The organism is Chryseobacterium sp. CT-SW4 (genome assembly GCF_048572715.1).
Taxonomy (GTDB): domain Bacteria; phylum Bacteroidota; class Bacteroidia; order Flavobacteriales; family Weeksellaceae; genus Chryseobacterium.
On the sequence record NZ_CP183840.1, the window covers coordinates 2,847,790 to 2,872,915 of the forward strand.

Below are 25,126 nucleotides of genomic sequence, written 5' to 3' on the forward strand. Positions count from 1 at the left end.
ATGAAAAAACTTTCTTTAATTTCTCTTGGTATCTTAGCCTCTTTACATTTTGTAAATGCTCAGGTTATTTCTTCAAAAAAATGGTCGGATTTATTTTCCTACAATAATGTGCTGGCCATGAAAGGGGATAACGGACGGATTGTTGCCGCCACAGAAAACGGAATTTTTTATTATACCATTTCCACAGGAGAGATTACAAAGTTATCAAAAGCGAACGGACTGCATGAAGTAAAAATTTCTGCCTTTGATTATAACCCGCAAACTAAAATAGGTTTAGTAGGATACATCAACGGATCTATGGATGTAATAACTCCGCAAGGCATTACGTATGTAGTAGATATTCCTATTGCTACCGGCTATAACGGAAATAAAAAAATCAATCATATATCTATAACAGGAAATAAAGCCGTAGTCTCCGTAGGCTATGGCGTTTCCATTTTTGATCTCGACAAAAAAGAATTTGGGGATTCAGCCTTTTTCTTATCAGGCGGGACCTATGAAGCAAGCAACGAAGCTACCATCCTAGGAAATAAAGTATATTCCGTAACCAATACCGGATTGAAAAGCCATGAAATGAATACCACTTTTCCGGTTTTCAACACATGGACTACCGAAATGCCGGGTACTTTCACGCATATAGATTCAGAATCGGTACTTTCCTTCTCTTCCGGGACTACTGCTTATTTATACAATAACGGTGTTTCCACTCCTTTGCCATCTTCTTTTGGAAGTGTTCAGGACGTGGTCGTTAATAATGACAATATTATTGTAACGGACGCCAGCAGGATCTATACATTCAATACCAATGGAAACAGTGAAAATGTAGTAAGCTTCGGAGAAACCTGTAATACGGCTATTACTTTAGGCGGGCAGGTCTATGGGGGCACCCAATTATCAGGAATTAAAAATGAAAGTACGACAAGTTTTAAGCCTGACGGTCCTTATAATAATACTTCTTATAAAATTTCATTATTAAATGACCAGATCTGGGTATCTACAGGAAACAGGGATGCTTACAACGCTCCTTTATATGAAGATTTAGGATATTATCATTTTGACGGGACCCGCTGGAATTATCCTGATTATTTCCTGAATAATCCCATCAACTTCAATGTTCTTGATGTGGTTCCCAATCCTTCCAATCCTTCCGAAGTATTTTTCACCAATTACTCCTTTCTTGCCAATCAGAAAGGGATCTATAAAATGGAAAATAATGTCTTTACCAAGGCATATAAAACGAATGATTCGGATCAGTATTATAACAGACCTGTAGGAATTGTCTTTGACGAAAATAATAATTTGTTTGTTTCTGCAGGGTTAATTGAAAATTCCAATGCGAGTGTAGGATATTATTATTACAACAAATCTTCCGATGACTTTACCCTGGTTCCCGTCATCAATGGAGGAAGTGCTCAAAAGCCCCTTATTAAAGATGGAATTATTTACATACCAAGCCCCTATATTGAACCCGGCGGGATGATTATAAAAGAATATGGAAGTAATCCTACCTCTACTTCCGGTCCTGTAAAATTCCTTCGTAAGGATAACGGATTACCAGCCAACGGAACTGTTTCCGCTGCTCTTGATAAAGATGATAATTTATGGATTGGAACCCGTGGCGGATTAAGAATACTATCTGACCCTAAAGCAGCCCTCACGGAAACTACTCCACAAACATCCTCTATTATTATTGAGCAAAACGGCATTGCGGAAGAGCTTTTCAGGGACAATACCATTCTTCAGATAGAGGCTGATGCAGGAAATTACAAATGGGTTTCCGTAGATGGCGGAGGTGTTTACTATTTATCTTCCACCGGGGAGCAAACCTTACAACATTTTACCAAAGAAAATTCTCCTCTGCCTACGAATAGCGTAACGGATATTAAAGTGGACAGGAAAACAGGAAAAGTATATTTTGTGACCCTCGACGGTATTGTTACCTATCAGGGAGATGTAGCGGAAGTAACTTCGGGCTTCAGTAAAATTGTAGTCTATCCTAATCCGGTAGTATATGCCAATTTTAAAGGAAATGTGACGATCAAAGGATTAGCTGAAAAAACAAATATCCGGATTACAGATACAGCCGGAAATATTGTACATTCTGCGGTTGCAAGAGGTGGTTTTTATGAATGGAACCTTAATAATCAGAAAGGAAAAAGAGTAGCTTCGGGAATCTATTTTGTCCTGATGACCAATGAGGATGGAAGCGATAAGGCTACTGCAAAAATAGCTGTAGTTAATTAATGAATTCACAGAACGGTTTTTTATTATCTTACATAAAATACGGGGAAAACGACGCTATTCTTCATTGCTTTACAGAAGAAGAAGGCTTTCAGTCCTATTTCTACAAAGGAATTTATACTCAGAGAAATAAGAAAAAAGCTCTATTACTTCCCTTTAACAAACTTACTTTTCATCCAAAACCCCTCAAAGGCAACGGAATACAATCTCTTTCAAAGTTTGAGCTGGTAGAAACCAGTGATATTTATGAGGATATTAAAAAAAATACAGTGGTATTTTTCATTTCGGATTTTTTAAACCAGGTTCTTAAAAACGAAAACAAAAACATACTCATTTTCAATGGCATAGAAGAATTTATCCATGAATTGGAATCCCAGAATCACCAGTCCCATCTTATTTTTATGATCAGACTGCTGAAAATACAGGGAGTGGCACCATTGATCAATGATTATACTTATCTCGATCCCGAAACCGGAAATTTCAGTCCGTTTATTATCCATCAATTATTCAGGGAAGATATTTCAGCCCTTTGGAAACATATTATTTCTTCTCCTGATCCTTATTCCATTAAAATACCGAATAGCATGAGAAGAGACTTTTTAGACAGTCTCCTCGTTTACTACCATTATCATATTACAGATTTTAAAATTCCTGCTTCATTAGAAGTTATTCAGCAGATTTTTGAATAGTATTCTTATTGGTATCAGGCATTTCAGTTTCCGATTCGGCTATTTCTTTTTTAGAAAACCTTGGCTGTAAAATCTTGGCTATAAGTCCTGTCCATCCCGTTTGATGGGAAGCTCCTACCCCACGGCCGTTATCTCCATGGAAGTATTCATAAAAAAGAATATAATCCTTAAAATTGGGATCTGTCTGAAATCTTGGGTATTGCCTATTGAAAGGGCGATGTCCGTTTTCATCTTTTAAAAATATTCCGGACAGCCTTTTGCTTAAAGAGTCTGCAATCTGGTCCAAATTGGAATAGCTTCCACTTCCCGTAGGGTACTCCACTAAAAAATCAGGGCTGTAATAAAAGAAAAAGCGCTGTAAACTTTCAATAATCAAAAAGTTAATGGGAAACCAGATGGGGCCCCGCCAATTGCTGTTTCCTCCAAAAAGTCCGCTATCACTTTCCGCAGGAGTATATTTTACGGTATAGTCCGTTCCATTCAAATTAAGATGGAAAGGGTTGTTTTCATATTCTTTAGATAGTGCACGAACTCCATATTCACTCAAGAACTCATCCGGATTCAGCATTCTTTTCAATAATCTTTTGAGACGATGACCTCTTAATAAGGATAATAAATGCTTGGAATCCTCTCCTTTAATCTGCCAATGTGAAACGAGAGCCGCGAGCTCCGGCTTGTTTTTAAGAACCCAGTCCATTCTGTTTTTGAAATTGGGAAGGTTCTCAATCATATCATCGTCGATGACTTCTACAGCGAATAAGGGGATTAATCCTACAATAGTCCGAAGTCTCAGGTACATATGCTTGCAATCCCCCGACGCAATGGCATCGTAAAAGAATTCATCTTCTTCATCCCACAAACTGAACTGTTCATCTCCCATATTATCAAGGGAATGGGCGATGGAAAGAAAATGTTCAAAAAACTTGGTTGCCATTTCTTCATAAACCCTGTTATATTGGGCCAGCTCCAATGCAATTCTCATCATATTGAGCGCAAACATTGCCATCCAGCTTGTACCATCTGCCTGTTCAAGCTGTTCTCCGTTGGGAAGAACGCTGTTGCGGTCAAACACTCCAATATTATCAAGTCCTAAAAATCCTCCCTCAAAAATATTGTTGCCATTGCTGTCTTTCTTATTCACCCACCATGTAAAATTCATCAGCAGTTTCTGAAAGGCACTTTCTAAAAATTCAAGGTCAGGCTTACCTTTTAAATATTCATCTATTTTAAAAACCCGGAATACCGCCCAGGCATGAACCGGAGGATTCACATCACTCAGATTCCATTCGTAGGCAGGAAGCTGCCCGTTGGGATGCATATACCATTCAAAAGTAAAAAGTTTAAGCTGCTGTTTGGCAAAATCAGGATCGATCAGGGAAAAGCTTATCGTGTGAAAAGCCAGATCCCATGTTGCATACCATGGATATTCCCATTTATCAGGCATGGAAATGATATGCTCATTATTGAGGTGTTCCCATTCGTAGTTTCTTATTCTCTCCCGGGATTTGGGAGGCTGTATTTCCGCAGGATCACCTTTAAGCCACTTTTCCACATTGTAATGATAAAACATTTTATTCCAGAGCATTCCGGCAAATGCCTGCCGCTGAACCCATTTTTCGTCTTCGGAATGGATGCCCTGCTGAATTTCCTCATAGAAATGATCGGCTTCCGATTTCCTTTTTTCAAAAATGATATCGAAAACTTCAAACGGCTTTTCCAGATCCTTATCTGAAAGTCTGAATTCAAAAACTTTAGATTCTTTGGCTTTAAAAACCTCATCTATTAAAAAGGCTGCTTTTGTTCCTTTATTTTCAGGATTTACGGAGGATTGATTATGATTGATTATGAAATCATTGATGCCGTCTTTACAAAAGCGGGAAGTATTTTCGGACTGATAAAGCCTTCTGTTGTTGGTTTCATTTTCACAAAACAATACTTTTTCCGACTGCCTGGCATATATATTTTTAATTTCAATTTCTTTATGGCTCACCCTGATACTTGAAGGCGTTTCTGCATACAGTTCAGGTTTATAATCATCATAGCCCCAACTCCAGGTATTTCTAAACCATGCGGTGGGAAGAACTACCAGCGAAGCCTCTTTATCGGCACGGTTCACAATGGTTAGTTTAACTAAAATATCCATTGGACCTTCCTTGGCATATTCAATAAAAATATCAAAATATTCATCCTGGTCAAAAATCCCCGTATCTATAAGCTCAAATTCCGGCTGGTTACGGTCTCTCCCAGCATTTTCTTGTAACAGTTCATCATACGGAAAGGCATTCTGAGGATATTTATAAAGCATCTTCATATAGGAATGCGTAGGTGTGGAATCGAGGTAATAAAAATATTCCTTTACATCTTCTCCATGGTTTCCCTGTCCATTGGTCAGCCCAAAGAAACGTTCTTTTATGATTTTATCTTTTTTATTCCAGAACCCTACTGAAAAAACCAGCTTCTGAAAATCGTCACAGATCCCACAGATCCCTTCTTCTCCCCATCGGTAGGTTTTGGCTTCAGCCGTATCATGGCTGGTATAATTCCATGCATCACCGTCCGGACTGTAATCTTCACGGACGAGTCCCCACTCCCGGTTACTTACATAAGGGCCCCATTTTTTCCATAGTATATCCGGTATTCTCTGCTTTTCTGATGACATAATGAATGGTTTTAAATGAATATATAAAGAATAATAAAAGAACATTAATTTATAAAATCTTATTGAATTAATGTTCTTTTATTCGAGTAATAACTGAGATTTATCCTCCGGTAGAGAAACTTTCAAAAGTGGTCATTCCCCCGTCAACAAAGATACTGGTCCCTGTAATATAATCTGCCAGGTCACTCGCCAGGAATGCTGCCAGGTTGCCTATATCCTGGGGCTGACCGATTCTGTTATAGGGAATAAGGGTCAGCAGACTGTTCAAAGCTTCGGGAGTATTCCATGCATTGGTATTGATAGGAGTCTGAATAGCTCCCGGACATATAGAATTTACCCGGATCTTATCTGCTCCGTGTTCCTGTGCCAATGTCTGCATGAGCATTCTTATAGCGCCTTTACTTGCAGCATAGTTAGCGTGTCCCGCCCACGGGATCACTTCATGTACGGAACTGATATGGATAATTTTTCCACAGGCTATGGAGCGGGAAGTATCTATTCCTCTTCTTAAAAACTCTTTAATAGCTTCCCTCGCGCAAAGGAACTGCCCTGTAAGGTTCACCCCGATAACGGCATTCCACTGATCCAGTGTCATCTCCGTAAATTTAGCATCTTTCTGGATTCCCGCATTGTTGACAAGGATATCCACAGTTCCTAACTGGGAAACCACATCTTTAAACATGTTGATAACCTGATCTTCTTTAGATACATCACATTGATAGACGATTCCTTTTCCGCCCGCATCTGTGATCTCTTTTAAAACAGCCTTAGCTTCTTCTGAAGATCTTTCTGATGAATGATTGATAACGACCTCAGCACCTGCCTCAGCCAACGATTTTGCAATTCCTTTTCCTATTCCACTTGAACTTCCGGTAACGATAGCTACCTGATTATTAAGAGATACTTTCATGTTGTATTTTTTGATATTACTCAAAGTTAGCTGAAAGTATCTAGTAAAAAAAGAACAGAGGAATTAAATTTTTCTTAAAGTTTTTTGTACATCAGGTATTGAGGTCCGCTGCGCCCGATTCTTGTTTTCCCCTCATAGGTGTAACCTGCTTTGCAATACATATGGTAGGCAGGATCATTTTTCTGATTCACTGCGAGTACGATTTCATTGCAGTTTTTAAAGTGCTTTCTTATAAAATCATCTATTTCCGTCATCGCAGCTTTCCCCAATCCTTTTCCCTGAAAATCAGGATTAACGGATAGCGAACGCAACAACACAGCATCGGTATTTTCGGTAATATCCAATTTATCTTTTCCAAAATCCAGAACGAAAAAACCAACAGGCTTTTCCTGATCAAAGATGGTCACAGCAAAAGCATCGGACAATTCCCCATTTTTAATTCGGTTCAGCGCATTTCCGGGTGTAGCCGTATAACGTTTCTGAATTTCATCTAGTTCATAGATCAACGATGAAAAATCCTCTTCTTTATAAAATGCTAGTTTCATTAATGATGATAAATATCTTCGTACATCACTCCCGCACGGATTTCGACAGGAAGTTTATTTTCTTCAGGAACAATGGGGCAGTTATAATCATAAGCGTTATAAGCGCAAAATGGCTGATAGGATTGATTAAAATCCAGCACAATGGTAGTCCCCTTTGGGATTTTCAGGTCCATATATTTTCCTCCGCCATAGGTTTCCTTTCCATTGGTAGCATCACGGAAGGGAAGGAAAAGGTAGTCTTTATATTTTTCCTGTTTAAGCAGATCCATGCTTTGATATAAAGTTAAAGTATAAGACTGTCCATCTATACTGAAGTTAGCTTTTCCGTATTCCCGGTAGCTTTTAGATTTTGCTGAAGAGGTGGGAATCTCAAAAGGTCTGGCATCTTCAGTCGGGATAAATGTGGCTGTAATCCTGTATTTTTTATCAAACGGAAAGAAAGGATGTCCTTTAAAACTGGTAAAATTATCTCCTCTTAAAGGTGTTTCTTTGGGATTCAGATATTCTGCGTTAAGCTCCTCCTGGAATTTTCTCACTTCCGTTATTTCCCTTGAAACCATTTTCTGGGAAAATACAAATAAGGGCAGAATTAGGAAAAGTAGGCTGTATTTTTTCATAATAATATCATTTGAATGTGGAAACGTTAAGATAGCCAATAAAAGGTTTAAGAAAAGGACTCTGAAATTTTTACCCGGTAAACATCCAGGGAGTTCCGTTTGATAGAGTCTACAAAAAAACCTCCTTCTTCCGGAATTACTTCTTTAAGATCGAAACTTTTACAGTCTTTCGGCAAACCGGTAAATATAAGGGTAAACCAGAAATCCTGCATAAAGGGTATCGGCGTCCAGGCCGGAAACATAGAGATATTCTCCGTATGGATCAATTTGCTTTTGTGCCCGGTCACATCATCAATCAGATAAGTGGAAGGCCAGATTCTGATCAGATTTCCTAAAAACGGTGAAGCGGGAAAGCAACAATGCACAATGACCTGTTTCTCTTCTTCAATTTTGGTCTGAAGAGATTCCAGGATTTCTTTAGCAATAAGTGGTTTTACTTCCGTTGTTTCCACAGCTGATTTTTTAAAAATTAAACACTACAAATGTACTTAATTTAATGGCAGGGATATCTATCCTATTCGCTCCTCCTCATTATTTATTTAAGTATTGAGAAAAAAGAAAACATTCTAATTTTTTTCCTTTTTCATATCTGATATTAAAGAATAAAATTATAAATAATTATTAATAAGTTAAAACTAATAATAAATCAATAAAATTAAGGTAAATATAATTATTATCAATTATAAGTAAATATTAATTTTAAGAATAAATAAAAAATACACCAAAAACAAATCTATTTAATAATAAATTCATTCAATTTTCAAAAATAAATTCAATAATTAATCCACAAAATGTGAATAATTAAAATATTATTTTAAATTTGTAAGAAAAAATTCCATGGATGAAAAACTATTATTTCAAATTCAATGCTCTCCCTTTTCTTCATTATTTATAAAGGATCTTCGACATTAACTACATAATCTTTTAAAGCTATCTCATTATTTACAGGATTATTTGTTATGAATTTTCATTGAAATCAATTGACGATCAATTCACTATATATTGAATTAAATAACCTTTTATTATTTAATCTAAAATACGTCCGCACACACCATTAATTTCTCTATTATTTATGATTAAACGCTCTACTTTTTTTACTTTTTTATTATTATTGAATGCAAGCTTCCTGCATAGTCAGGCGCCTGTATCATTACCTTACACACAGGACTTTTCCACAGGAAATGACCTTACCCTTGTTAACGGAAGCCAGGAAAATCAGTGGGTATACGGATCGGCAACCGGAAATACTCCTAATGCCCTCTATATTTCCAGTGATGGTATTAATAATTCCTATACATCCAATTCCAACAGTATCGTCCATGCCTACATCGATCTTGATATACCGGCAGGTTCCAGTATCGCTAATTTTTCTTTTGACTGGAAGGCTAAAGGGGAAAACTCTTATGATTATTTAAGGGTATGGATGGTCCCATCTTCATTCACTCCTGTGGCAGGAGATGAAATTACAACCGGAGGGGGAAAAATAAAAATAGGCAATAATTACAGCCTGCAAACCAGCTGGCAAACCTATCTTAATACAAATCTGGATATCAGCAGCTTTGCCGGTTCTACCCTGAGACTCGTATTTGAATGGACCAATGATGACTATTACAATAGTCAGCCACCCGCCGCAATAGATAATATATCCTTTTCCATTCCTTCATGTATTTTTCCTTCTTCTTTATCTGTAACAGGAATAACGGCTACATCCGCAACTTTAAACTGGACCGCCCCCACTCCGGCACCTTCGAATGGATATGCTTATTATATAGCTACCACCAATACCCCTCCGACTTCCTCCACAATACCCACCGGCACCGTTACGACCACTTCAGTTACCCCGCCTTCACTAAGTCAGGGTACAGCTTATTATTGGTGGGTAAAATCCGTCTGCAGCTCTACGGAAAGCAGCATATGGGTAGCAGGACCTGATTTCATTCTACCGCAAATACCCGCTACTCTTCCTTACAATCAGGATTTCACTTCTGAAAATGACCTTACTTTACTGAATGGAAACCAGGTTAACAAATGGATCTATGGATCCGCTACCGGAAATCCGGCCGGTTCCCTATATATATCCGATAACGGAACAGATAATACCTATACTATTAACTCCGCCAGTGTAGTTCATGCTTACAGGGATATCAGCATTCCTGCCGGAACCACTTTTTCCCGTTTATCCTTTAACTGGCTTGCACAGGGGGAAAATTATTATGATTATTTAAGAGTATGGCTGGTTCCCGTCACATTTAACCCTACACCAGGTACCCAAATATCCACGGGAGGAGGAAGAATAAAAATAGGAAATAGTTATAATCTAAAAAACTCATGGCAAACTTATCTTAATGATAATTTAGATATCAGCAGTTTCGCAGGGTCTACCATGCGTTTAGTATTTGAATGGAGAAATGACAATATCGCCGGAACCCAGCCCCCGGCTGCCGTAGACAATATTTCACTGAGCATTCCTTCCTGTGTTGTCCCTTCCTCATTATCCGTTACCAATATTACTGACAATTCAGCGACTTTTACATGGACCGCTCCCACTCCTTCACCGGCTAGCGGATATGCTTATTATATTTCAACTACGAATATTCCCCCTACCGCCACAACCCTACCGACGGGAACTTCTGCCACTAATTCTGTCAATATAGGCTCATTAAATTCCGGCACCACTTATTACTGGTGGGTAAAATCCGTCTGTAGCTCTACCAATAGTACCATATGGACTCCCGGTCCCACTTTCCTTACACCACAATTACCGGCTACCCTTCCTTATAATCAGGATTTCACTTCTGAAAATGATCTTACTTTCCTGAATGGGAACTACACCAATCAATGGATTTACGGTTCAGGAGCGGGGAATCCTCCTAATTCTATTTATATATCCAATAACGGAAGCGACAATTCTTATAACACCTCTTCCAGCAGTACCGTTCATGCTTACAGAGATATTATTATCCCACCGGGGACCAGTATCGTTAAATTGTCTTTTGACTGGAAAGCAAGGGGAGAAAGCAACTTTGACTATTTAAGAGTATGGCTTACTCCTGTGACCTACACCCCTTCCGGAAATTCAATTACCTCGGGAGGCGGAAGAATTAAAGTGGGTAACAATTTTAACCAGCAGGCCAACTGGCAAACCTATTCAAATTCCAGTCTGGACATCAGCTCTTTTGCAGGATCCACCATGCGTCTTATATTTGAATGGAGAAATGATTATGCTTTAGGAGCACAACCACCCGCAGCCGTGGATAATATTTCACTGACCATTCCATCCTGTATCATACCTTCGGCACTGTCTTTCGGCAATATCACATCTGCGTCCGCCACACTCAGCTGGAATGCTCCTTCCCCACCTCCCGCCAGCGGATATTCATATTACATTTCAACTGACAATATACCGCCTACCGCTACAACGCCAGCCACAGGAACTACTCCTACAACTTCAGTAAGCCTAAACTCCCTGAATCCAAATACAATCTATTATTGGTGGGTAAAATCCATATGCAGCTCCACAGACAACAGCGTATGGACTGCAGGACCCGGTTTCCAGACACTGCAAATACCAGCTACCATTCCTTATGAACAGGATTTCACCAATGAAAATGATTTTACCCTTTCTAATGGAACCCAAAAGAATAAATGGGCCTATGGATCCGCTACTGGAAATACTCCTGCTTCCCTTTACATATCCAATAATAATGGGAATTCCAATACATACAGCACTTCCTACTCCAGTGTAATCCATACTTACAGAGATATTAACATTCCTTCCGGCACCAGTATCGTAACATTGTCTTTTGACTGGAAAGCACGGGGAGATAATTATGATTATTTAAGAGTCTGGCTCGTTCCTGTTGGTTTCATCCCTACACCGGGTACCCAAATTACAGCTGCAGGCGGGAGAATTCAGGTGGGAGGTAACTATAATCAACAAAGTTCCTGGCAAACTTATCTGAATACTAATCTGGATGTAAGCAGTTTCGCAGGATCAACCATGCGCCTGGTATTTGAATGGAGAAATAACGGATATGGCGGTACCCAGCCTCCCGCAGCTATTGACAACATACGATTATTTAAATGCAGCAACGAGACTCCTTTATCAACGGTTGATAATATCACTCATAACACAGCTATTATAAATTGGTCACAAGATACGGGAGGAGCTAATTATATCATCAGGTACCGGCCCGTAGGAACCACTACATGGTTAACCGTGAATATTCCTGCAAGCCCTCCGGGAAGTCACTCTTATATACTGCCCAACCTTCTTCCTGCCACATTGTACGAAGCGGAAGTAGCTGCGGTTTGTAATAATATGGAAGGGCTTTATTCCCATAATGAATTTGAAACCCGATGTGATCCTACACCACCCAACGTAACGGTAAGTAATATCACTACGACCACTGCCTTGGTAACATGGGCACCTCTTGCAGCCAGCTCTACTTATGTATTGAGATACAGAGAAGTGGGAACCACCACATGGACTGAGGTTAATAACTTACCGGCACCTCCGGCTAATTCTTATACTATTCAAAGCCTTGCCCCTTACACCACGTATGAGGTTCAGGTAGCCAATAAGTGTATCAATGAAACTACAATCAATCCATACTCAAATGTAAAAGTATTTACAACAGAGAGAACATGTGAACTGCCTCCTCCTGGATTAACGATCACCAATATCACTCCTACAACAGCCGTTGTGGAATGGGATCCTTTCCCTGGAGCTACCTATATCCTGAGATATAGAAAAGTAGGTATTCCAAGCTGGACCAATATTGCAGTATCTACCAATACGCATACCCTTATCGGATTAACCGAGTTAACGAAATATGAAATGCAGGTCGTAAATGTTTGTAACGGTACCCCTGGAACTTATACAGAGCCTTATTACTTTACAACACCTACGGTCATTTACTGTCAGATGTCTTCGACCAACTCAGCAAGCGAATACATTTCGAATGTTACCGTGAAGCCGAATGGAAAACCTGAGATGTCAAATGATTCGGGAGCTAATAATTATTCAGACTTCACGAATGATCCTGCTGCATTTATTGAGCTTGTTCAGGGTTCTACGAATAATGAGATATCCATCACCAAATCATGGGTAGGAAACAATGAGAATGAAGGAGTGGCCGTATGGATCGACTTTGACAGAAACGGATACTTTGATATTGATGAAAGGATTCTGGTATCATCTCCGAACACGACAACTCCTGTTACAGGAACATTCAGTGTACCGGCAGATGCCTTCATCAGCATGACAGATTATAAATATGTTGTGATGAGAGTAGCTGTTCAAAAGGGCAAAATTCCCGTAAACTGTACAAGCTTTGATAACGGAGAAGTGGAAGATTATACGGTAAGAATTTCTAAGCAGCCCATTTCCAATCCTTTAGATCAGACCCAAATCCTGATTTATCCTAATCCGGTTCGTTCCGTATTGAATGTTAAGAACATCAGTGCGAGGGCCAATTACAAGTTGTACAATGCAACCGGACAGCTTATATCTACCGGAATTATTTTAAATAATAAAATGAATGTAGGTCAGTTAGCACAGGGATTATACCTATTAGATATTGAAGACGGTGAGCAAACCATCCAGAAAAAGTTTCTCAAAGAATAAATTATTACCTATTTAATTGATAAAGGGCTGACAATAAAAATAATTGTCAGCCCTTTATATTATCGATCAGAATTAATATTCCAATTCCAATTTCTCTTTAGTATAGCTTCTTATTTTCTCTGTAAGCTCAGGATTTTGAGCTAATTTCTGTCCATAGGAAGGAACTATTTCCAATAATTTCTCTCTCCATTCTCCTTTCATTTGAGCAGGAAAACATTTTTCCAAGACATCCAACATGGCGTATACTGCGGTTGATGCTCCCGGGGAAGCTCCTAATAAAGAAGCAATGGTTCCCTTTTTATTGACAACCACCTCGGTACCGAATTCAAGTTTACCTCCATCTTTTTCATCTTTTTTGATTACCTGAACTCTTTGTCCCGCTATTTTAAGTTCCCAGTCTTCTTCTTTTGCATCTTTAATAAATTCTCTTAAATGCTGCATTCTCTGGGACTTCGTCATAGCTACCTGCTGGATAAGGTATTTGGTTAAAGGAATATTATGCCACCATGCACCGAATAAAGATCTTATATTCTTCGTATTGACACTTTCCGGTAAATCCAGATAGCTTCCTTCTTTCAAAAATTTGGTGGAGAATCCGGCAAAAGGACCAAAAAGTAAAGCTTTCTTACCGTCAATAATTCTTAAATCCAGGTGAGGAACAGACATAGGCGGTGCATCCACCGTTGCCTGCGTATATACTTTTGCCTGATGTTTTTCCACCAGCTCCGGATTATGACTTACCAGCCACTGCCCGGAAACCGGAAAACCTCCGTATCCTTCACTTTCCTTAATATCTGAGCTTTCCAATAACGGAAGAGCATAACCTCCTGCCCCGATGAATACGAAATCGGCGTCTACTTCATGTTTTTGTCTGTTGATCCTATCTTTCACTTTCATTTCCCAAGTTCCGTCTTTTTTAGGATCAATATCTTTTACTTCATGGTAAAGGAAAATCTCAACACTGGAGTCTTCTGTTAAATGTCTCGTCATTTTTCTGGTAAGACTTCCAAAATTAACATCGGTTCCGAGATCCATTTTAGTCGCTGCCAAAACTTCGGACTTATTCCTTTTACTCATTACTAATGGAATCCATTCATTCAGTTTTTCATGATCATTGGAAAACTGCATTTGAGAGAAAAGAACCGACTGCGTCATTTTAGCATGTCTCTTTCTTAAAAATTCAGCATCTTTTTCTCCAAATACGAGACTCATATGAGGACATGAATTAATAAATTCTTTAGGATTGCTTACATATCCTTTACTGATCAGATAGGACCAAAACTGTTTGGAAACTTCAAATTGCTCGGCAATACTTTCTGCTTTGGAAATATCGATACTTCCATCTGCTTTCTCCGGAGTATAATTAAGCTCACAAAACGCAGAATGCCCTGTCCCCGCATTATTCCAGGCTGCAGTACTTTCTTTGGCAAACCTGCCAAGTCTTTCAAAAATCGCAATTTCAAGGTTAGGATTAAATTCGTGAAGCAAGGTGGCCAGAGTCGCACTCATGATCCCACATCCTATCAATACAACATCATATTTAGATTTGGGTGTTCTTTTTACCGATTGTGGCATAACATAAATTTTACCACTAATTTCGGGAAAACTATTAAAATAGAGAATGTGTTTAACTTTTTTAACATTGTAATTAAGCATGAAAATTATAGGAATTTTCAATAAAAAAAACACCAATCAATTGACTGGTGTTTATTATTTTATATTTAATATAAGTTTAATTAAGCTTCGCCGTTAATTTTTTAAATTGTTTTTCGGCATTCTTTCCTTCATATAATATAGCGTACACTGTATCAATAATAGGAAGCTCCAGCTTTTTCTGCTTAGCTGTCTTATAAATGGAATCGGCTGCATAGTATCCTTCCGCTACCATGTTCATAGACTGAATGGCAGATTTCACGGTATATCCTTTACCTATCAGATTTCCGAGGTTCCTGTTTCTGGAGAATAGAGAGTAAGCTGTTACAAGCAAATCCCCCAGATAGGCACTTTCATTAACATCCCTCGGAGCTTCGTATACGGCTTCCAAAAAGATTTCCATCTCCCTGATGGCATTGGAAACAAAAACCGCAGTGAAGTTATCGCCATATCCCAGTCCGCTAGCTATTCCTGCTCCGATCGCAAAAATATTTTTTAAAATAGCACTGTATTCATTTCCCAGCACATCTTTACTGGAATGCACTTTTATAAAATCAGAATTAAAAATATTCACCAACTGCTCGGAAACTTTATCTTCTACCGTAGCAATAGTAAGATAAGAAAGTCTTTCCATCGCTACCTCCTCCGCATGACAAGGTCCCGCAATTACAGCCTGATTTCTAAATCCTATTTTAAATTCATCTCTAAGATAATGGGCTACTACATCATTTACTTTAGGAATGATCCCTTTAATAGCAGAAACAAAAATCTTTTCTTTGTAATCACAGGTCATTTTATCCAAAGTATCGGAAAGATAAATAGATGGAGTTGCCAGCACGATAATATCACAAGCTGTCACCAACTCATTGATATCTGTGGTCAGTTTTAAATTTTTTAAGTTAAAATTAACAGCTGTAAGATAATTAGGATTATGCCCACGAAGTTCAATAGCCCCTTTTACAAATTCATTTCTTACACACCAATGTACCACTTTGCAGTTTTCAACCAGCATTTTTACAATAGCCGTGGCAAAACTACCACTTCCCACAACGCCTACTGCAACCTCTTTTTTATTCTTTTTCTGAGATGAAGATTCTGAAACCGTTTTCTTTTTCGCCATAGTTCAAATGTGAGCCGCAAAGATATTAAACAAAGAATTAATAAGGGTTTAGAAAACAAGAATAAAAGTCATTTTTATAAAAAATTAACGTTTACAGATAATTAAATACGTAAAAACACATTAAATAGGGATAAAAATAAATTTATAATAACAATACCCATCAAAACTTATTTTTAATTAAATTTGCAAGCCTAAACCGTTTTTAAATTAAGAGATCATAAAATGAAGAACTTTCTCAACAGTAAAAAGAAAGTAAAAACACTGCTTGGTGTTCTTTTACTTGTCGTTTTTGCACAAAGCATATTCATTGCTAGACTATTTACCCAAAGAGACAATAAGACTTATGAGGTAAACCTCGTAAAGATCAATACGGAAAAAGACAGTGTTGATTATTTAAAAATGAAAACAGATCTAACCCTGGTGGATCAGACTGTAGCTCAGCTTAATTCATTTTTAAAATCCAAAGATATTTTTAATGAAAGACTTACGATTTTAAATAAAGACAGCATTTCAAATTCTGTTTACCTGGCGAAACAAGCCAACCGTTACAGCCAGTATTTAATGGATTTACAGAAAAAACTGATGCAGGTTCCTTTGGGAATGCCGACTGAAGGCTATATTTCGTCCAATTTCGGAGTGAGGAAAAATCCTATTCCTTTCAAGACCGTATATGCCTCCGTAAAACCCAAAACCGAATCAAAGACAGTTGCTCCTGCTCCTGAAGTAAAGGCAGAACCTGTGGAAAAGACTATAGAAGTCACCGACAGCTATGGGAATGTAAGAGAAGTTAAGGTAATGGTAACACCTAAACCGGCAGCTTCTTCAGCTTCACCAAAAACAGCATCCAATACAACATCACAACCTGCTGAAAAAAATAATGCTCCTGCAGAAGCTGATCAAATGCAGTTTCATAAAGGACTTGATATTGCAGTCGCCTATGGTTCCGATGTGGTAGCCACAGCAGCGGGAACCGTTATATTCTCCGGGCAAAAAGGAGGTTATGGAAACTGCGTCATTGTTTCTCACGGTAACGGGCTCGCCACTTTATATGGCCACCTCTCCGAGCTTGAAGTAAAAGCAAACGACAAAGTGAAAGTCGGGCAGGTGATTGCCAAGTCCGGAAATTCAGGAAGGTCAACAGGCCCTCATCTTCATTATGAAGTACACAAAAATAATACGCCGATCAATCCGAAATTATTTATGAACCTATAAAAGCAAAACCTGTCTTCATTTATTGAAGACAGGTTTTTTTAAATATAATAGGCAAATGTTTTATATATTAAAGAATAGTGATCGTTCCTTTAAAATGGGCAAACGAACCATCTTTTTCTGCAATATTTGTGTATACCACATTTTTATTATAGTCCTGAATGTGGGTTACATTAGCTCCGGTTTTAGGCTCATGCCAATACACCATAAAAACGTTTTTAGCAACTTCCACAGCAGTATATTCTACGGTATCCGTAACTCCTTTTGAGGAGCCTTCAGTTCCTACAAAAGACATGGTCTTGTTATCTTTAAAGTCCAGCCTGAATTTAAGTTCCCCGAAGTCTACTGTTACCTGTTTTCCGATAGCCGGATAAGGTGATTTAACTTCCCAAGCCGTTTCACCGGTGTAAACTTTAGCTCCCATTACCAGTTCATCTTTTCCTGGAAGAGCCGGATATTGCTTCAACATAAAGTTCACGATTCCTTCTGATGTTTTGTTTTCCGTAACTGCTTTTTTATAATTTTCCAGATAAGTTTTTACAAAATCCAGAGGCTCCGGCGACATTGTCTGTTTGGCATAATGAGAAGGAATCACCTGTGCCGGATTAAGCGATTTCATGGCATCAATCTGCCCAATCCATTGGTCTATGGCCTTTTGGTTTTGTGTGTCCGCCATCCAAATGTGAGAATCCACGGAAACTGATATTCCGCCTAAAACCGTTTTTAAAGATGGAATCCAAATAAAGCTGTGAGCGGGGTCCGCAGGGTTTTGCTTTAATTCAATTTTATTTCCTTCCAGATTAGGAATGGAAGTGACTGCCTGCGGAATAATGATCTCCGAAGGGGCGTCTCCTTTCAACTGTGGTCCCCACACTGCCATTTTCTCATCTTTAGAAGCTGAAATCAGGTAAGCAGTCTGTGCGGTAGATATGATCTTCACATTTGGGAATGCTTTTTTAATTACATCTAACCCAAAATAAAAGTCAGGGTCGCTATGAGAAATAAAAACAGTTGTAAGGTTTTTACCTGTAGCTTTGATTTCTTTCACCAGCTGCTCAGCATATTGCTTCTGAAACTGGGCATCAATAAGTATGGCATTTTCATCTCCATATATGATAGTGGACGTAATAGGAAATATGGCTTTAGTTCCGGGATTGTAAACTTTGACCTTTAAATTCCCTGCAAGTAACAAGGACGCAAAACCGAACAAACCGAGTATCGAAAATAATTTCTTTAGTATCATTATGTATAGATTTATGTTTTTTAGTAAGCTGCTGTAAAACGAGCTCTGATATGATTATTTTGTTCCAGCTCATCTACTAGCGCCACTGCCACATCTTCCACTGAAAGCACACTTCTTCCGCTCTCATCAAAAACAGGGGTATCTGAGGAAGTTCTGTATTTCCCTACTCTTACACCGGCTGTTCCCTGATGCATTTCAATAGCGGGACTGAAGAACGTCCAGTCTAATGTTTTATTTTCTTTAATCTTGTTCAGATAGTCTCTGGCTGCTGTAGCCCCTGGCTTAATTTCTGCCGGAAAATCAGGTGTGTCCACCAATTGAACATGGTCCGGTGTGTATAAACTTCCGGCTCCTCCTACTACGATCAATCTTTTTACTCCGGATTTTTCCACCGCCTTTTCTATATTTTCTGATCCTGTAAGGAAATCCTGATATAAATTCGGATTGGTCCAACCTGCGTTAAATGCGCTGATCACAGCATCATTCCCTTTTAAGCTTTCAGCTAATTCGTCTACGTTATTTACGTCCAGCCCTTTGGCACTCACTTTATCATTCTGCTGAACTTTGGAGGCATCTCTTACCACCGCTTCTACCTGATAACCTCTGTCTACTAATTCTTTTACAATATGCGAACCTACAAATCCTGTCGCACCGATTACTGCTACTTTTTTCATAATAATTTATTTTAATTTAATTGTAATAAAATATATTACATTTATGGATAAAAATTTTTTAATCAAACTGATTACTGAAGTCCTGAAGATTTTTTTCTTTTAGGAAATCCAAAACCAACTGATCCGTATCTTTAAAAAGGACATTCAATTGATTATTTATTTCTTTTCCCACACTGCATGCAGGATTAGGATTCTGATTTTTTTTCCCGAGAACATCTGAGTTCTTTACGGCTGCATAGATTTCGGCTATGTCGATCTTCTCAGCATTTTTAGCCAGCTGGCTTCCTCCTTCTTTTCCCTGTCTGCTTACAATCAGCCCGGCTTCTCTCAACACTCCTATTTCTTTCCGAACAATAACAGAATTCACGTTGATACTACCAGCAATCCAGTCAGAGGTTAACCACTCACCAGGACTCTTGGCCAATAAAATCATAATATGTATTGCCGTAGCAAATCTTGTATTGTTCATTTTTAACACTACAAAGATAGGCAATTTTTAATTGTAACAAAATATATTACAGTTAAATTTTGTTAAAGTATCAGTTTATCCAGGTCCAGAAGAAGATAGTTTATATTCTGATTGATGGTACGGGTGGCAGACTGCATCTGGTTGAGCATAGCAGCCCGGTTATGAAGATCGTTCGCCCTGTAATATCCACCATCACTAAATATAACGGAATGATCCGCTGCATCACTGTCATCATCAAACTGATAATGCAGCCACCTTTCTTTCATATTCTGTATGATAGAGTGTTTCTCCCGGTTGGAAAATTTCTTTTCGGTGTACATATACCAGATAAAGGGAGGAAAATTGGGCGATTCCAGCTTTTCCCGCCAGATGTCTCTCAGAAGATTTCTCTGATGTATAAATTCCACTTTCCTTCCTTTGGGATTAAGCGTCGAAAGACCAAATCCGGCTCCCAGGACCCCACCTCCGATATCAATGGCATTACTCCATCCTTCATCCTTCACGATACCGCCGGCAATAGAGGCACTTGCTCCGGCAATAATGGAATATAAAATAAGCTTGTTATTTCTTGATTCATTAAGGTTATCCACATAGTTTCCAATCTGAGCCACCCTTTCTCCTTCACAGTCAAATTCAGCAGCTACTGCATCCAGTTCGGTGAGAGCAATGGTGATCTTACTGTTGATCTTGCTTTTCAGCTGCAAAACCTTCACCTGTGCTGCTACTGAAGAGTCTTTTTTCAGTTCCATAATCTGATCTACCTCATCCAGATTTCCCAGCGCATTAAGTATTAAAATGCTTTGATCGGAAAAATAATCCCTCAGTCCTTTATTGGCAGTCAAAATGGAATCTGAGTTATAAGAAGGTAACCTGTTGGTATAATTGTATTTAAAAGGGGCTTTGCAATAGCTGTCCCTTAAAGTGAGAATATTTTGCTTGATGAGCTGGTTCTTTTTGGAAACACAGGAACTTAACAGCCCCATCAGGGCGAAAAGGTAAAATATTTTCTTCATTTGTTTGTAACTTTAGCTTAAAGTATAATCCATGAATTTACTCAATCTTATTCAAATTTCCTTAACATAATAAAAAAAATTTACCCGCTTGCAGATAAATTTTTATTCCGTTTAAATCAGAACGTTTTTTGTCAAACGATATCTAATAGCTCCACTTCAAAAATAAGCGTACTGTTTGGTCCGATCTCTTTACTGATCTGTTCTTCTCCGTAAGCTAAGTGAGGGGGAATGATCAGTTTCCATTTACTTCCTACCGGCATTAGCTGTAAAGCTTCGGTCCAGCCTTTAATTACTCTGTTTAAAGGAAAAGATGCCGGAGTACCTCTGTTTACGGAACTATCAAATACACTTCCCTGTATGGTGGTTCCATGGTAATGGCATTTTACAGTGTCTGTCTCTTTAGGCTTATTTCCTGCTCCTTCTGTTATAATCTCATACTGTAAGCCGCTTGGCAAGGTCACTACGCCTTCTTTTTCCGCATTTTCGGTCATGAAAGCTTTTCCTTCATTAAGGTTCTTTTCTGCCAGTTCTTTTTTACGCTTGAATAATAAATCTGCTATTCCCATAATATAATATTTCTACAAAGATAAAGTTTCTTACCGGCTAGCTGAATCAATTTTTTAACAAAAATATTACCATAAAATAATATTAATTGATTATAAATAATATATAATTGGCTTTATAATTGAACTAATAATGTATGAGGTCAACTTTAAAATACAATCAAAAATTCAGTGAACTTACGGAGGAAGAAAAGAAACTCCTGGAAGCAGCCAAATTAAGCATTGCGGAATATGTGGAACATTCGTCTGCTATCAATGATATTAATTATGCCACCCGTGATGCCCATGCTAAAACTTATGCAGTGGTAACAGGGAAATTTAAAGTAGACAAAAATCTTCCGTATCACCTAGACCGCTTTTTCGACAAAGAGCAATATGATATCATCGTAAGGTTTTCCAATGCCCACCTGAAAATTAAAAAATATAAAAAAGATATTCCCGCTTATGGAATGTCTGTAAAAATTAAAGATGGTGATCGGGTTATTGCCAATTACCCATTGGTCAACTTCCCCCTGTTTCCCTTAAATTCCGTAAGTACTTTTTTAAAACTTTTTACTTCGTTAAATAAAATTTTCCTTAAAAACTATTTTAAATTCTTCTCATTCTCCTTACAGATTTTAAAAATGCTACCCTCACTTCTCACTGTCTCTTTTATAAAAAATGTGATGTTATTTTTGAAGAAGAGGAACGACTCCATCCTGTCTTTCAATTACCATTCCGTAGGAGTTTACCGCTTGGGAGAGCATATGATTAAAATAAAGCTGAGTCCTAAGATAAAAGATCATTCCAAAACTGAGACTCCACCTCAAAAAACTATTAAAGAGACTTTATCTTCATCAGATTTTGTTTCGGAGGTCTATGTACAATTTTGTTATAACCTGAAAGATCAGCCTGTCAACCTACTCAACAGGGAATGGAAAAGTGCTCCCTATTTTAAAATCGGGGAGGTCATACTTCAGAAAAACTCTTTTTTAAATCCTAAAGAACCTGAAATAGAGATGCTGTCTTTCAATCCTTTTGACAATATCGAAAGTCTGAAACCTGTTGGAAAAATTCAGAAGCTGAGAGATGAAGCTTATAGAGTTTCTTTTAAAACCAGGGAAAAAATCAACAATCTACTGCATGGAAAGGCTGATGTTACAAAATAAAAAAGGCTTTACAATCATAAAGCCTCTTCAAATATTATTATAATTTTTTCTTTTCAGGAAACAACAGCGAAACAATCACCGAAATGATAAGTACTCCTGCTACGATACTCAATGAAACAGGCGATGGCAGATGATACCACGGTGCAATTAACATTTTAATTCCAATGAAAGTTAATATTACAGCCAATCCGTAGGACAGTTTGCTGAACATATAGATAAAGTTTGCCAGCAGGAAATAAAGTGATCTTAATCCTAAGATAGCAAAAATATTAGAGGTGTACAGAATAAAAGGGTCATTGGAAATAGCAAATATCGCCGGAATGGAATCTACCGCAAATAAAACATCGGTAAATTCAATAACACTTACCACTACCAAAAGGGGTGTAGCCATTTTTATCCCATTCTGAACGGTGAAGAACTTATCTCCATCATAGTTATCGGAAACCTTCCAGAAGCTTTTTATAAGTCTTGCCCCTGCTGTATTGCTGTAATCTTCATCTTCTTCATCCGCATGTCCTCCACCCCAGGATTTAATCCCCGCATATATCAGGAATAATCCGAACAGGGTCATGACTACATTGATCCTGACAAATTCTCCAAAGACCATCATTTTGGGAAGGAAGGTCAGATTAATAATTTCTACTCCTGCAAAAATAAATATCGCCCTGAATATCAAAGCTCCGATAATTCCCCAGAAAAGTACTTTATGGTGCAAATATTTAGGAACTTTAAAAAATCCAAAAACCAGTATAAATACGAAAAGATTATCTACGGAAAGTGCTTTTTCTATCCAGTAGGCTGCCTGATATTGTGTAAATTTTTCTACTGCAAGCTCATGGCTATCCGCTTCATTGAATACCCAATACACTACTCCTGAAAAAATCATAGATAACGAAATCCAGACTACTGACCATACGGTAGCTTCTTTTGAGGAAACCTCATGACTTTTTTTATTAAAGACCCCTAAATCCAGAAGAAGCATAATTATAACCGTCACCGCAAATCCCCAAACCAATCCCGGATGAAGATCTAAAATACCTTGATGTTTTTCCACTTTAAATCCAGTGTTTATGTTCATTAAAACAATACATCAAAGATAGTACTTAAAATAGAATCCTCCTATTATAAAAGTATTTTTTGAATGTAAATTAACACAATTAATCAGTTAATAATATTGCATTTATGTAATCCCTGCCTTATCTTTCAGGCATCACTTTATAGGTGGGATCATCCTGTATGTTCACTTCAATCACTGCTTCTGCATTTTTGAGCATCTTCCGGCAGTCGTCACTCAAGTGGCGGAGAAATAAGGTTTTATTCTGCTGATGATAACGTTTTGACAATTTATTCAGGGCATCAATAGCACTCATATCAACAATTCGGCTTTCTTTAAAGTCCACGACGACTTCCTCCGGATCCTCCATAGGATCAAATTTCTCACTAAAAGCGGCTACGGAACCGAAAAACAAAGGTCCAAATATTTCGTAGTGCTTTACTCCGTTATCATCTACATATTTTCTGGCTCTTATCCTTTTGGCATTATCCCATGCAAAGACCAAGGCTGAAATTATGACTCCGATTAAAACAGCTAATGCAAGATTATGAAGGATAACAGTAATTAATGCCACTGTAATTCCTACAAATATGTCCGACCTGGGCATTTTATTGATAATCCGAACCGAAACCCACTGAAATGTACTTATAGCAACCATCATCATAACCCCCACCAATGCAGCCATAGGAATTTTTTCAATGAAAGAGGCTCCAAACAAAATAATAATTAAAATAGTGATGGAAGCTATTATTCCTGACAACCTTGCCCGGGATCCGGCGTTCAGGTTTACCAATGTCTGGGCCACCATAGCACATCCGCCCATTCCACCAAAAAAGCCGTTGGTAATATTAGCCACACCCTGAGCCATAGATTCGCGATTGGCATTTCCTTTGGAATTGGTAATTTCATCCACCATAGAAAGGGTAAGTAAGGATTCTATCAACCCTACTCCCGCCATAATAAGAGCATAAGGAAATATGATCGTAAGCGTCTCCATAGAAAACGGAACTTCAGGAAGGCTAAACTGCGGAAGATTCCCGCTTATATGAGCAATATCCGACACTGTTTTAGTCGGTATTCCAAAAATACTGACTACTCCGAAGACAAATAAAATAGCCACCAGCGAAGCCGGCACCGTCCTGGTAAGTTTAGGAAAAAAATAAACCACACCAATGGTAAGAAGCGTTAACCCGGTCATTATATATAAGGGTGTTCCCTGTAACCAGCTTACCACTCCATCACTTCCGGTGATTTTAAACTGTTCTACCTGAGCCATAAAAATAATAACCGCTAATCCATTAAGAAAACCATACATTACGGGCTGTGGAATAAGCCGGACAAATTTCCCCAGCTTAAAGGCTCCTACCAAAATCTGAAATATTCCGGCCAGTATAACCGTTGCAAACAGATATTCCACACCATGAGATTTGGCTAAAGCTATCAAAACCACAATGGTAGCACCTGCCCCTCCGGACACCATTCCCGGCCGCCCTCCTAAAATAGCCGTCACCAGCCCCATAAGAAATGCCGCATAAAGCCCTGTTAAAGGAGAAAGTCCTGCCAGAATAGCAAATGAAAGAGATTCAGGGATCATCGTCATAGCTACTGTAAAACCAGCTAATAATTCATTTTTATAATTTATTTTTTTCGAAAAGTCGAATAATATATCAGCCGATTTTACCATAGTCTA

The 25,126-nt window shown here is 38.3% G+C and carries 19 protein-coding genes; 5 read left to right on the plus strand and 14 right to left on the minus strand.

Features of this window, described 5'->3' with window-relative positions; all coding sequences use genetic code 11:
* Together porZ and recO are read left to right on the plus strand one after the other, a co-directional pair.
* On the plus strand, nt 1-2,244 hold the full coding sequence (porZ, locus tag ABJ974_RS12805) for a type IX secretion system anionic LPS delivery protein PorZ (protein WP_419868635.1): 2,244 nt from the start codon (nt 1-3) through the stop codon (nt 2,242-2,244).
* Nucleotides 2,244-2,930, plus strand: a complete 687-nt coding sequence (gene recO, locus ABJ974_RS12810) for a DNA repair protein RecO (RefSeq protein WP_419868636.1) — start codon at nt 2,244-2,246, stop codon at nt 2,928-2,930. Before porZ ends, recO begins: the two co-directional genes overlap by 1 nt.
* Here the strand turns inward: recO and ABJ974_RS12815 are convergent.
* The 5 genes from ABJ974_RS12815 to ABJ974_RS12835 form a co-directional block, all read right to left on the minus strand.
* On the minus strand, nt 2,908-5,589 hold the full coding sequence (locus ABJ974_RS12815) for an MGH1-like glycoside hydrolase domain-containing protein (RefSeq protein WP_419868637.1): 2,682 nt from the start codon (nt 5,587-5,589) through the stop codon (nt 2,908-2,910). The two genes, recO and ABJ974_RS12815, sit on opposite strands and share 23 nt — an antisense overlap.
* Before the next feature lie 100 nt (nt 5,590-5,689).
* Nucleotides 5,690-6,499 (minus strand): glucose 1-dehydrogenase, encoded by an 810-nt coding sequence (locus tag ABJ974_RS12820; RefSeq protein ID WP_419868638.1) that lies wholly within the window; start codon nt 6,497-6,499, stop codon nt 5,690-5,692.
* 74 nt (nt 6,500-6,573) lie between these two features.
* Nucleotides 6,574-7,044, minus strand: a complete 471-nt coding sequence (locus tag ABJ974_RS12825) for a GNAT family N-acetyltransferase (RefSeq protein WP_419868639.1) — start codon at nt 7,042-7,044, stop codon at nt 6,574-6,576.
* Nucleotides 7,044-7,661 carry a DUF1684 domain-containing protein gene (locus ABJ974_RS12830; RefSeq protein WP_419868640.1) on the minus strand — a complete coding sequence of 206 codons (618 nt, stop codon included), beginning with the start codon at nt 7,659-7,661 and terminating at the stop codon, nt 7,044-7,046. The genes ABJ974_RS12825 and ABJ974_RS12830 overlap by 1 nt, the downstream gene beginning before the upstream one ends.
* Before the next feature lie 47 nt (nt 7,662-7,708).
* Entirely contained in the window at nt 7,709-8,113 is a 405-nt protein-coding gene (locus ABJ974_RS12835) for a hypothetical protein (RefSeq protein WP_419868641.1), read from the minus strand.
* A 620-nt stretch (nt 8,114-8,733) separates the two neighbouring features.
* On the opposite strand from ABJ974_RS12835, the gene ABJ974_RS12840 reads away from it, so the two are divergent.
* Nucleotides 8,734-13,290 (plus strand): fibronectin type III domain-containing protein, encoded by a 4,557-nt coding sequence (locus ABJ974_RS12840; protein WP_419868642.1) that lies wholly within the window; start codon nt 8,734-8,736, stop codon nt 13,288-13,290.
* A 72-nt stretch (nt 13,291-13,362) separates the two neighbouring features.
* Here the strand turns inward: ABJ974_RS12840 and mqo are convergent, their stop codons facing one another.
* Entirely contained in the window at nt 13,363-14,865 is a 1,503-nt protein-coding gene (gene mqo / locus ABJ974_RS12845; protein WP_419868643.1) for a malate dehydrogenase (quinone), read from the minus strand.
* A gap of 157 nt (nt 14,866-15,022) precedes the next feature.
* On the minus strand, nt 15,023-16,063 hold the full coding sequence (locus tag ABJ974_RS12850) for an NAD(P)H-dependent glycerol-3-phosphate dehydrogenase (RefSeq protein WP_419868644.1): 1,041 nt from the start codon (nt 16,061-16,063) through the stop codon (nt 15,023-15,025).
* Nucleotides 16,064-16,285: 222 nt separating this feature from the next.
* On the opposite strand from ABJ974_RS12850, the gene ABJ974_RS12855 reads away from it, so the two are divergent.
* Nucleotides 16,286-17,275 carry a peptidoglycan DD-metalloendopeptidase family protein gene (locus tag ABJ974_RS12855; protein WP_419868645.1) on the plus strand — a complete coding sequence of 330 codons (990 nt, stop codon included), beginning with the start codon at nt 16,286-16,288 and terminating at the stop codon, nt 17,273-17,275.
* 67 nt (nt 17,276-17,342) lie between these two features.
* Here the strand turns inward: ABJ974_RS12855 and ABJ974_RS12860 are convergent, their stop codons facing one another.
* The 5 genes from ABJ974_RS12860 to ABJ974_RS12880 all read right to left on the minus strand — a co-directional run bounded on the left by ABJ974_RS12860 (nt 17,343) and on the right by ABJ974_RS12880 (nt 21,237).
* Complete coding sequence (locus ABJ974_RS12860) at nt 17,343-18,515, minus strand: MoaF-related domain-containing protein (protein WP_419868646.1); 1,173 nt, start codon at nt 18,513-18,515, stop codon at nt 17,343-17,345.
* Between the two features lie 20 nt (nt 18,516-18,535).
* Nucleotides 18,536-19,189, minus strand: coding sequence for an NAD(P)-dependent oxidoreductase (locus ABJ974_RS12865; protein WP_419868647.1), 654 nt, complete (start codon nt 19,187-19,189; stop codon nt 18,536-18,538).
* 58 nt (nt 19,190-19,247) lie between these two features.
* Entirely contained in the window at nt 19,248-19,658 is a 411-nt protein-coding gene (locus tag ABJ974_RS12870; protein WP_419868648.1) for an Rrf2 family transcriptional regulator, read from the minus strand.
* Between the two features lie 62 nt (nt 19,659-19,720).
* Complete coding sequence (locus tag ABJ974_RS12875; RefSeq protein WP_419868649.1) at nt 19,721-20,671, minus strand: hypothetical protein; 951 nt, start codon at nt 20,669-20,671, stop codon at nt 19,721-19,723.
* 131 nt (nt 20,672-20,802) lie between these two features.
* Nucleotides 20,803-21,237 (minus strand): FKBP-type peptidyl-prolyl cis-trans isomerase, encoded by a 435-nt coding sequence (locus ABJ974_RS12880; RefSeq protein ID WP_419868650.1) that lies wholly within the window; start codon nt 21,235-21,237, stop codon nt 20,803-20,805.
* 134 nt (nt 21,238-21,371) lie between these two features.
* On the opposite strand from ABJ974_RS12880, the gene ABJ974_RS12885 reads away from it, so the two are divergent.
* Nucleotides 21,372-22,382, plus strand: coding sequence for a catalase family protein (locus tag ABJ974_RS12885; RefSeq protein ID WP_419868651.1), 1,011 nt, complete (start codon nt 21,372-21,374; stop codon nt 22,380-22,382).
* 37 nt (nt 22,383-22,419) lie between these two features.
* On the opposite strand, the gene ABJ974_RS12890 is transcribed toward ABJ974_RS12885, so the two are convergent.
* Together ABJ974_RS12890 and ABJ974_RS12895 are read right to left on the minus strand one after the other, a co-directional pair.
* Complete coding sequence (locus ABJ974_RS12890) at nt 22,420-23,364, minus strand: TerC/Alx family metal homeostasis membrane protein (RefSeq protein ID WP_419870974.1); 945 nt, start codon at nt 23,362-23,364, stop codon at nt 22,420-22,422.
* Between the two features lie 214 nt (nt 23,365-23,578).
* The gene (locus ABJ974_RS12895; protein WP_419868652.1) at nt 23,579-25,120 is read right to left on the minus strand and encodes a SulP family inorganic anion transporter; all 1,542 of its coding nucleotides are present in this window, start codon (nt 25,118-25,120) and stop codon (nt 23,579-23,581) included.
* Between the last annotated feature and the right edge of the window lie 6 nt (nt 25,121-25,126).

Excerpts from the sequence above, each read along its gene's own strand:
- ABJ974_RS12890 (WP_419870974.1), bottom strand. The coding sequence starts at position 23,364 with ATGCTTCTTCTGGATTTAGGGGTCTTTAATAAAAAAAGTCATGAGGTT.
- ABJ974_RS12820 (WP_419868638.1), bottom strand. The coding sequence starts at position 6,499 with ATGAAAGTATCTCTTAATAATCAGGTAGCTATCGTTACCGGAAGTTCA.
- ABJ974_RS12870 (WP_419868648.1), bottom strand. The coding sequence starts at position 19,658 with ATGAACAATACAAGATTTGCTACGGCAATACATATTATGATTTTATTG.
- ABJ974_RS12855 (WP_419868645.1), top strand. The coding sequence starts at position 16,286 with ATGAAGAACTTTCTCAACAGTAAAAAGAAAGTAAAAACACTGCTTGGT.
- ABJ974_RS12895 (WP_419868652.1), bottom strand. The coding sequence starts at position 25,120 with ATGGTAAAATCGGCTGATATATTATTCGACTTTTCGAAAAAAATAAAT.
- ABJ974_RS12840 (WP_419868642.1), top strand. The coding sequence starts at position 8,734 with ATGATTAAACGCTCTACTTTTTTTACTTTTTTATTATTATTGAATGCA.
- ABJ974_RS12885 (WP_419868651.1), top strand. The coding sequence starts at position 21,372 with ATGAGGTCAACTTTAAAATACAATCAAAAATTCAGTGAACTTACGGAG.
- ABJ974_RS12865 (WP_419868647.1), bottom strand. The coding sequence starts at position 19,189 with ATGAAAAAAGTAGCAGTAATCGGTGCGACAGGATTTGTAGGTTCGCAT.
- ABJ974_RS12880 (WP_419868650.1), bottom strand. The coding sequence starts at position 21,237 with ATGGGAATAGCAGATTTATTATTCAAGCGTAAAAAAGAACTGGCAGAA.
- ABJ974_RS12860 (WP_419868646.1), bottom strand. The coding sequence starts at position 18,515 with ATGATACTAAAGAAATTATTTTCGATACTCGGTTTGTTCGGTTTTGCG.
- ABJ974_RS12825 (WP_419868639.1), bottom strand. The coding sequence starts at position 7,044 with ATGAAACTAGCATTTTATAAAGAAGAGGATTTTTCATCGTTGATCTAT.
- ABJ974_RS12830 (WP_419868640.1), bottom strand. The coding sequence starts at position 7,661 with ATGAAAAAATACAGCCTACTTTTCCTAATTCTGCCCTTATTTGTATTT.
- porZ (WP_419868635.1), top strand. The coding sequence starts at position 1 with ATGAAAAAACTTTCTTTAATTTCTCTTGGTATCTTAGCCTCTTTACAT.
- mqo (WP_419868643.1), bottom strand. The coding sequence starts at position 14,865 with ATGCCACAATCGGTAAAAAGAACACCCAAATCTAAATATGATGTTGTA.
- ABJ974_RS12875 (WP_419868649.1), bottom strand. The coding sequence starts at position 20,671 with ATGAAGAAAATATTTTACCTTTTCGCCCTGATGGGGCTGTTAAGTTCC.
- ABJ974_RS12815 (WP_419868637.1), bottom strand. The coding sequence starts at position 5,589 with ATGTCATCAGAAAAGCAGAGAATACCGGATATACTATGGAAAAAATGG.
- recO (WP_419868636.1), top strand. The coding sequence starts at position 2,244 with ATGAATTCACAGAACGGTTTTTTATTATCTTACATAAAATACGGGGAA.
- ABJ974_RS12850 (WP_419868644.1), bottom strand. The coding sequence starts at position 16,063 with ATGGCGAAAAAGAAAACGGTTTCAGAATCTTCATCTCAGAAAAAGAAT.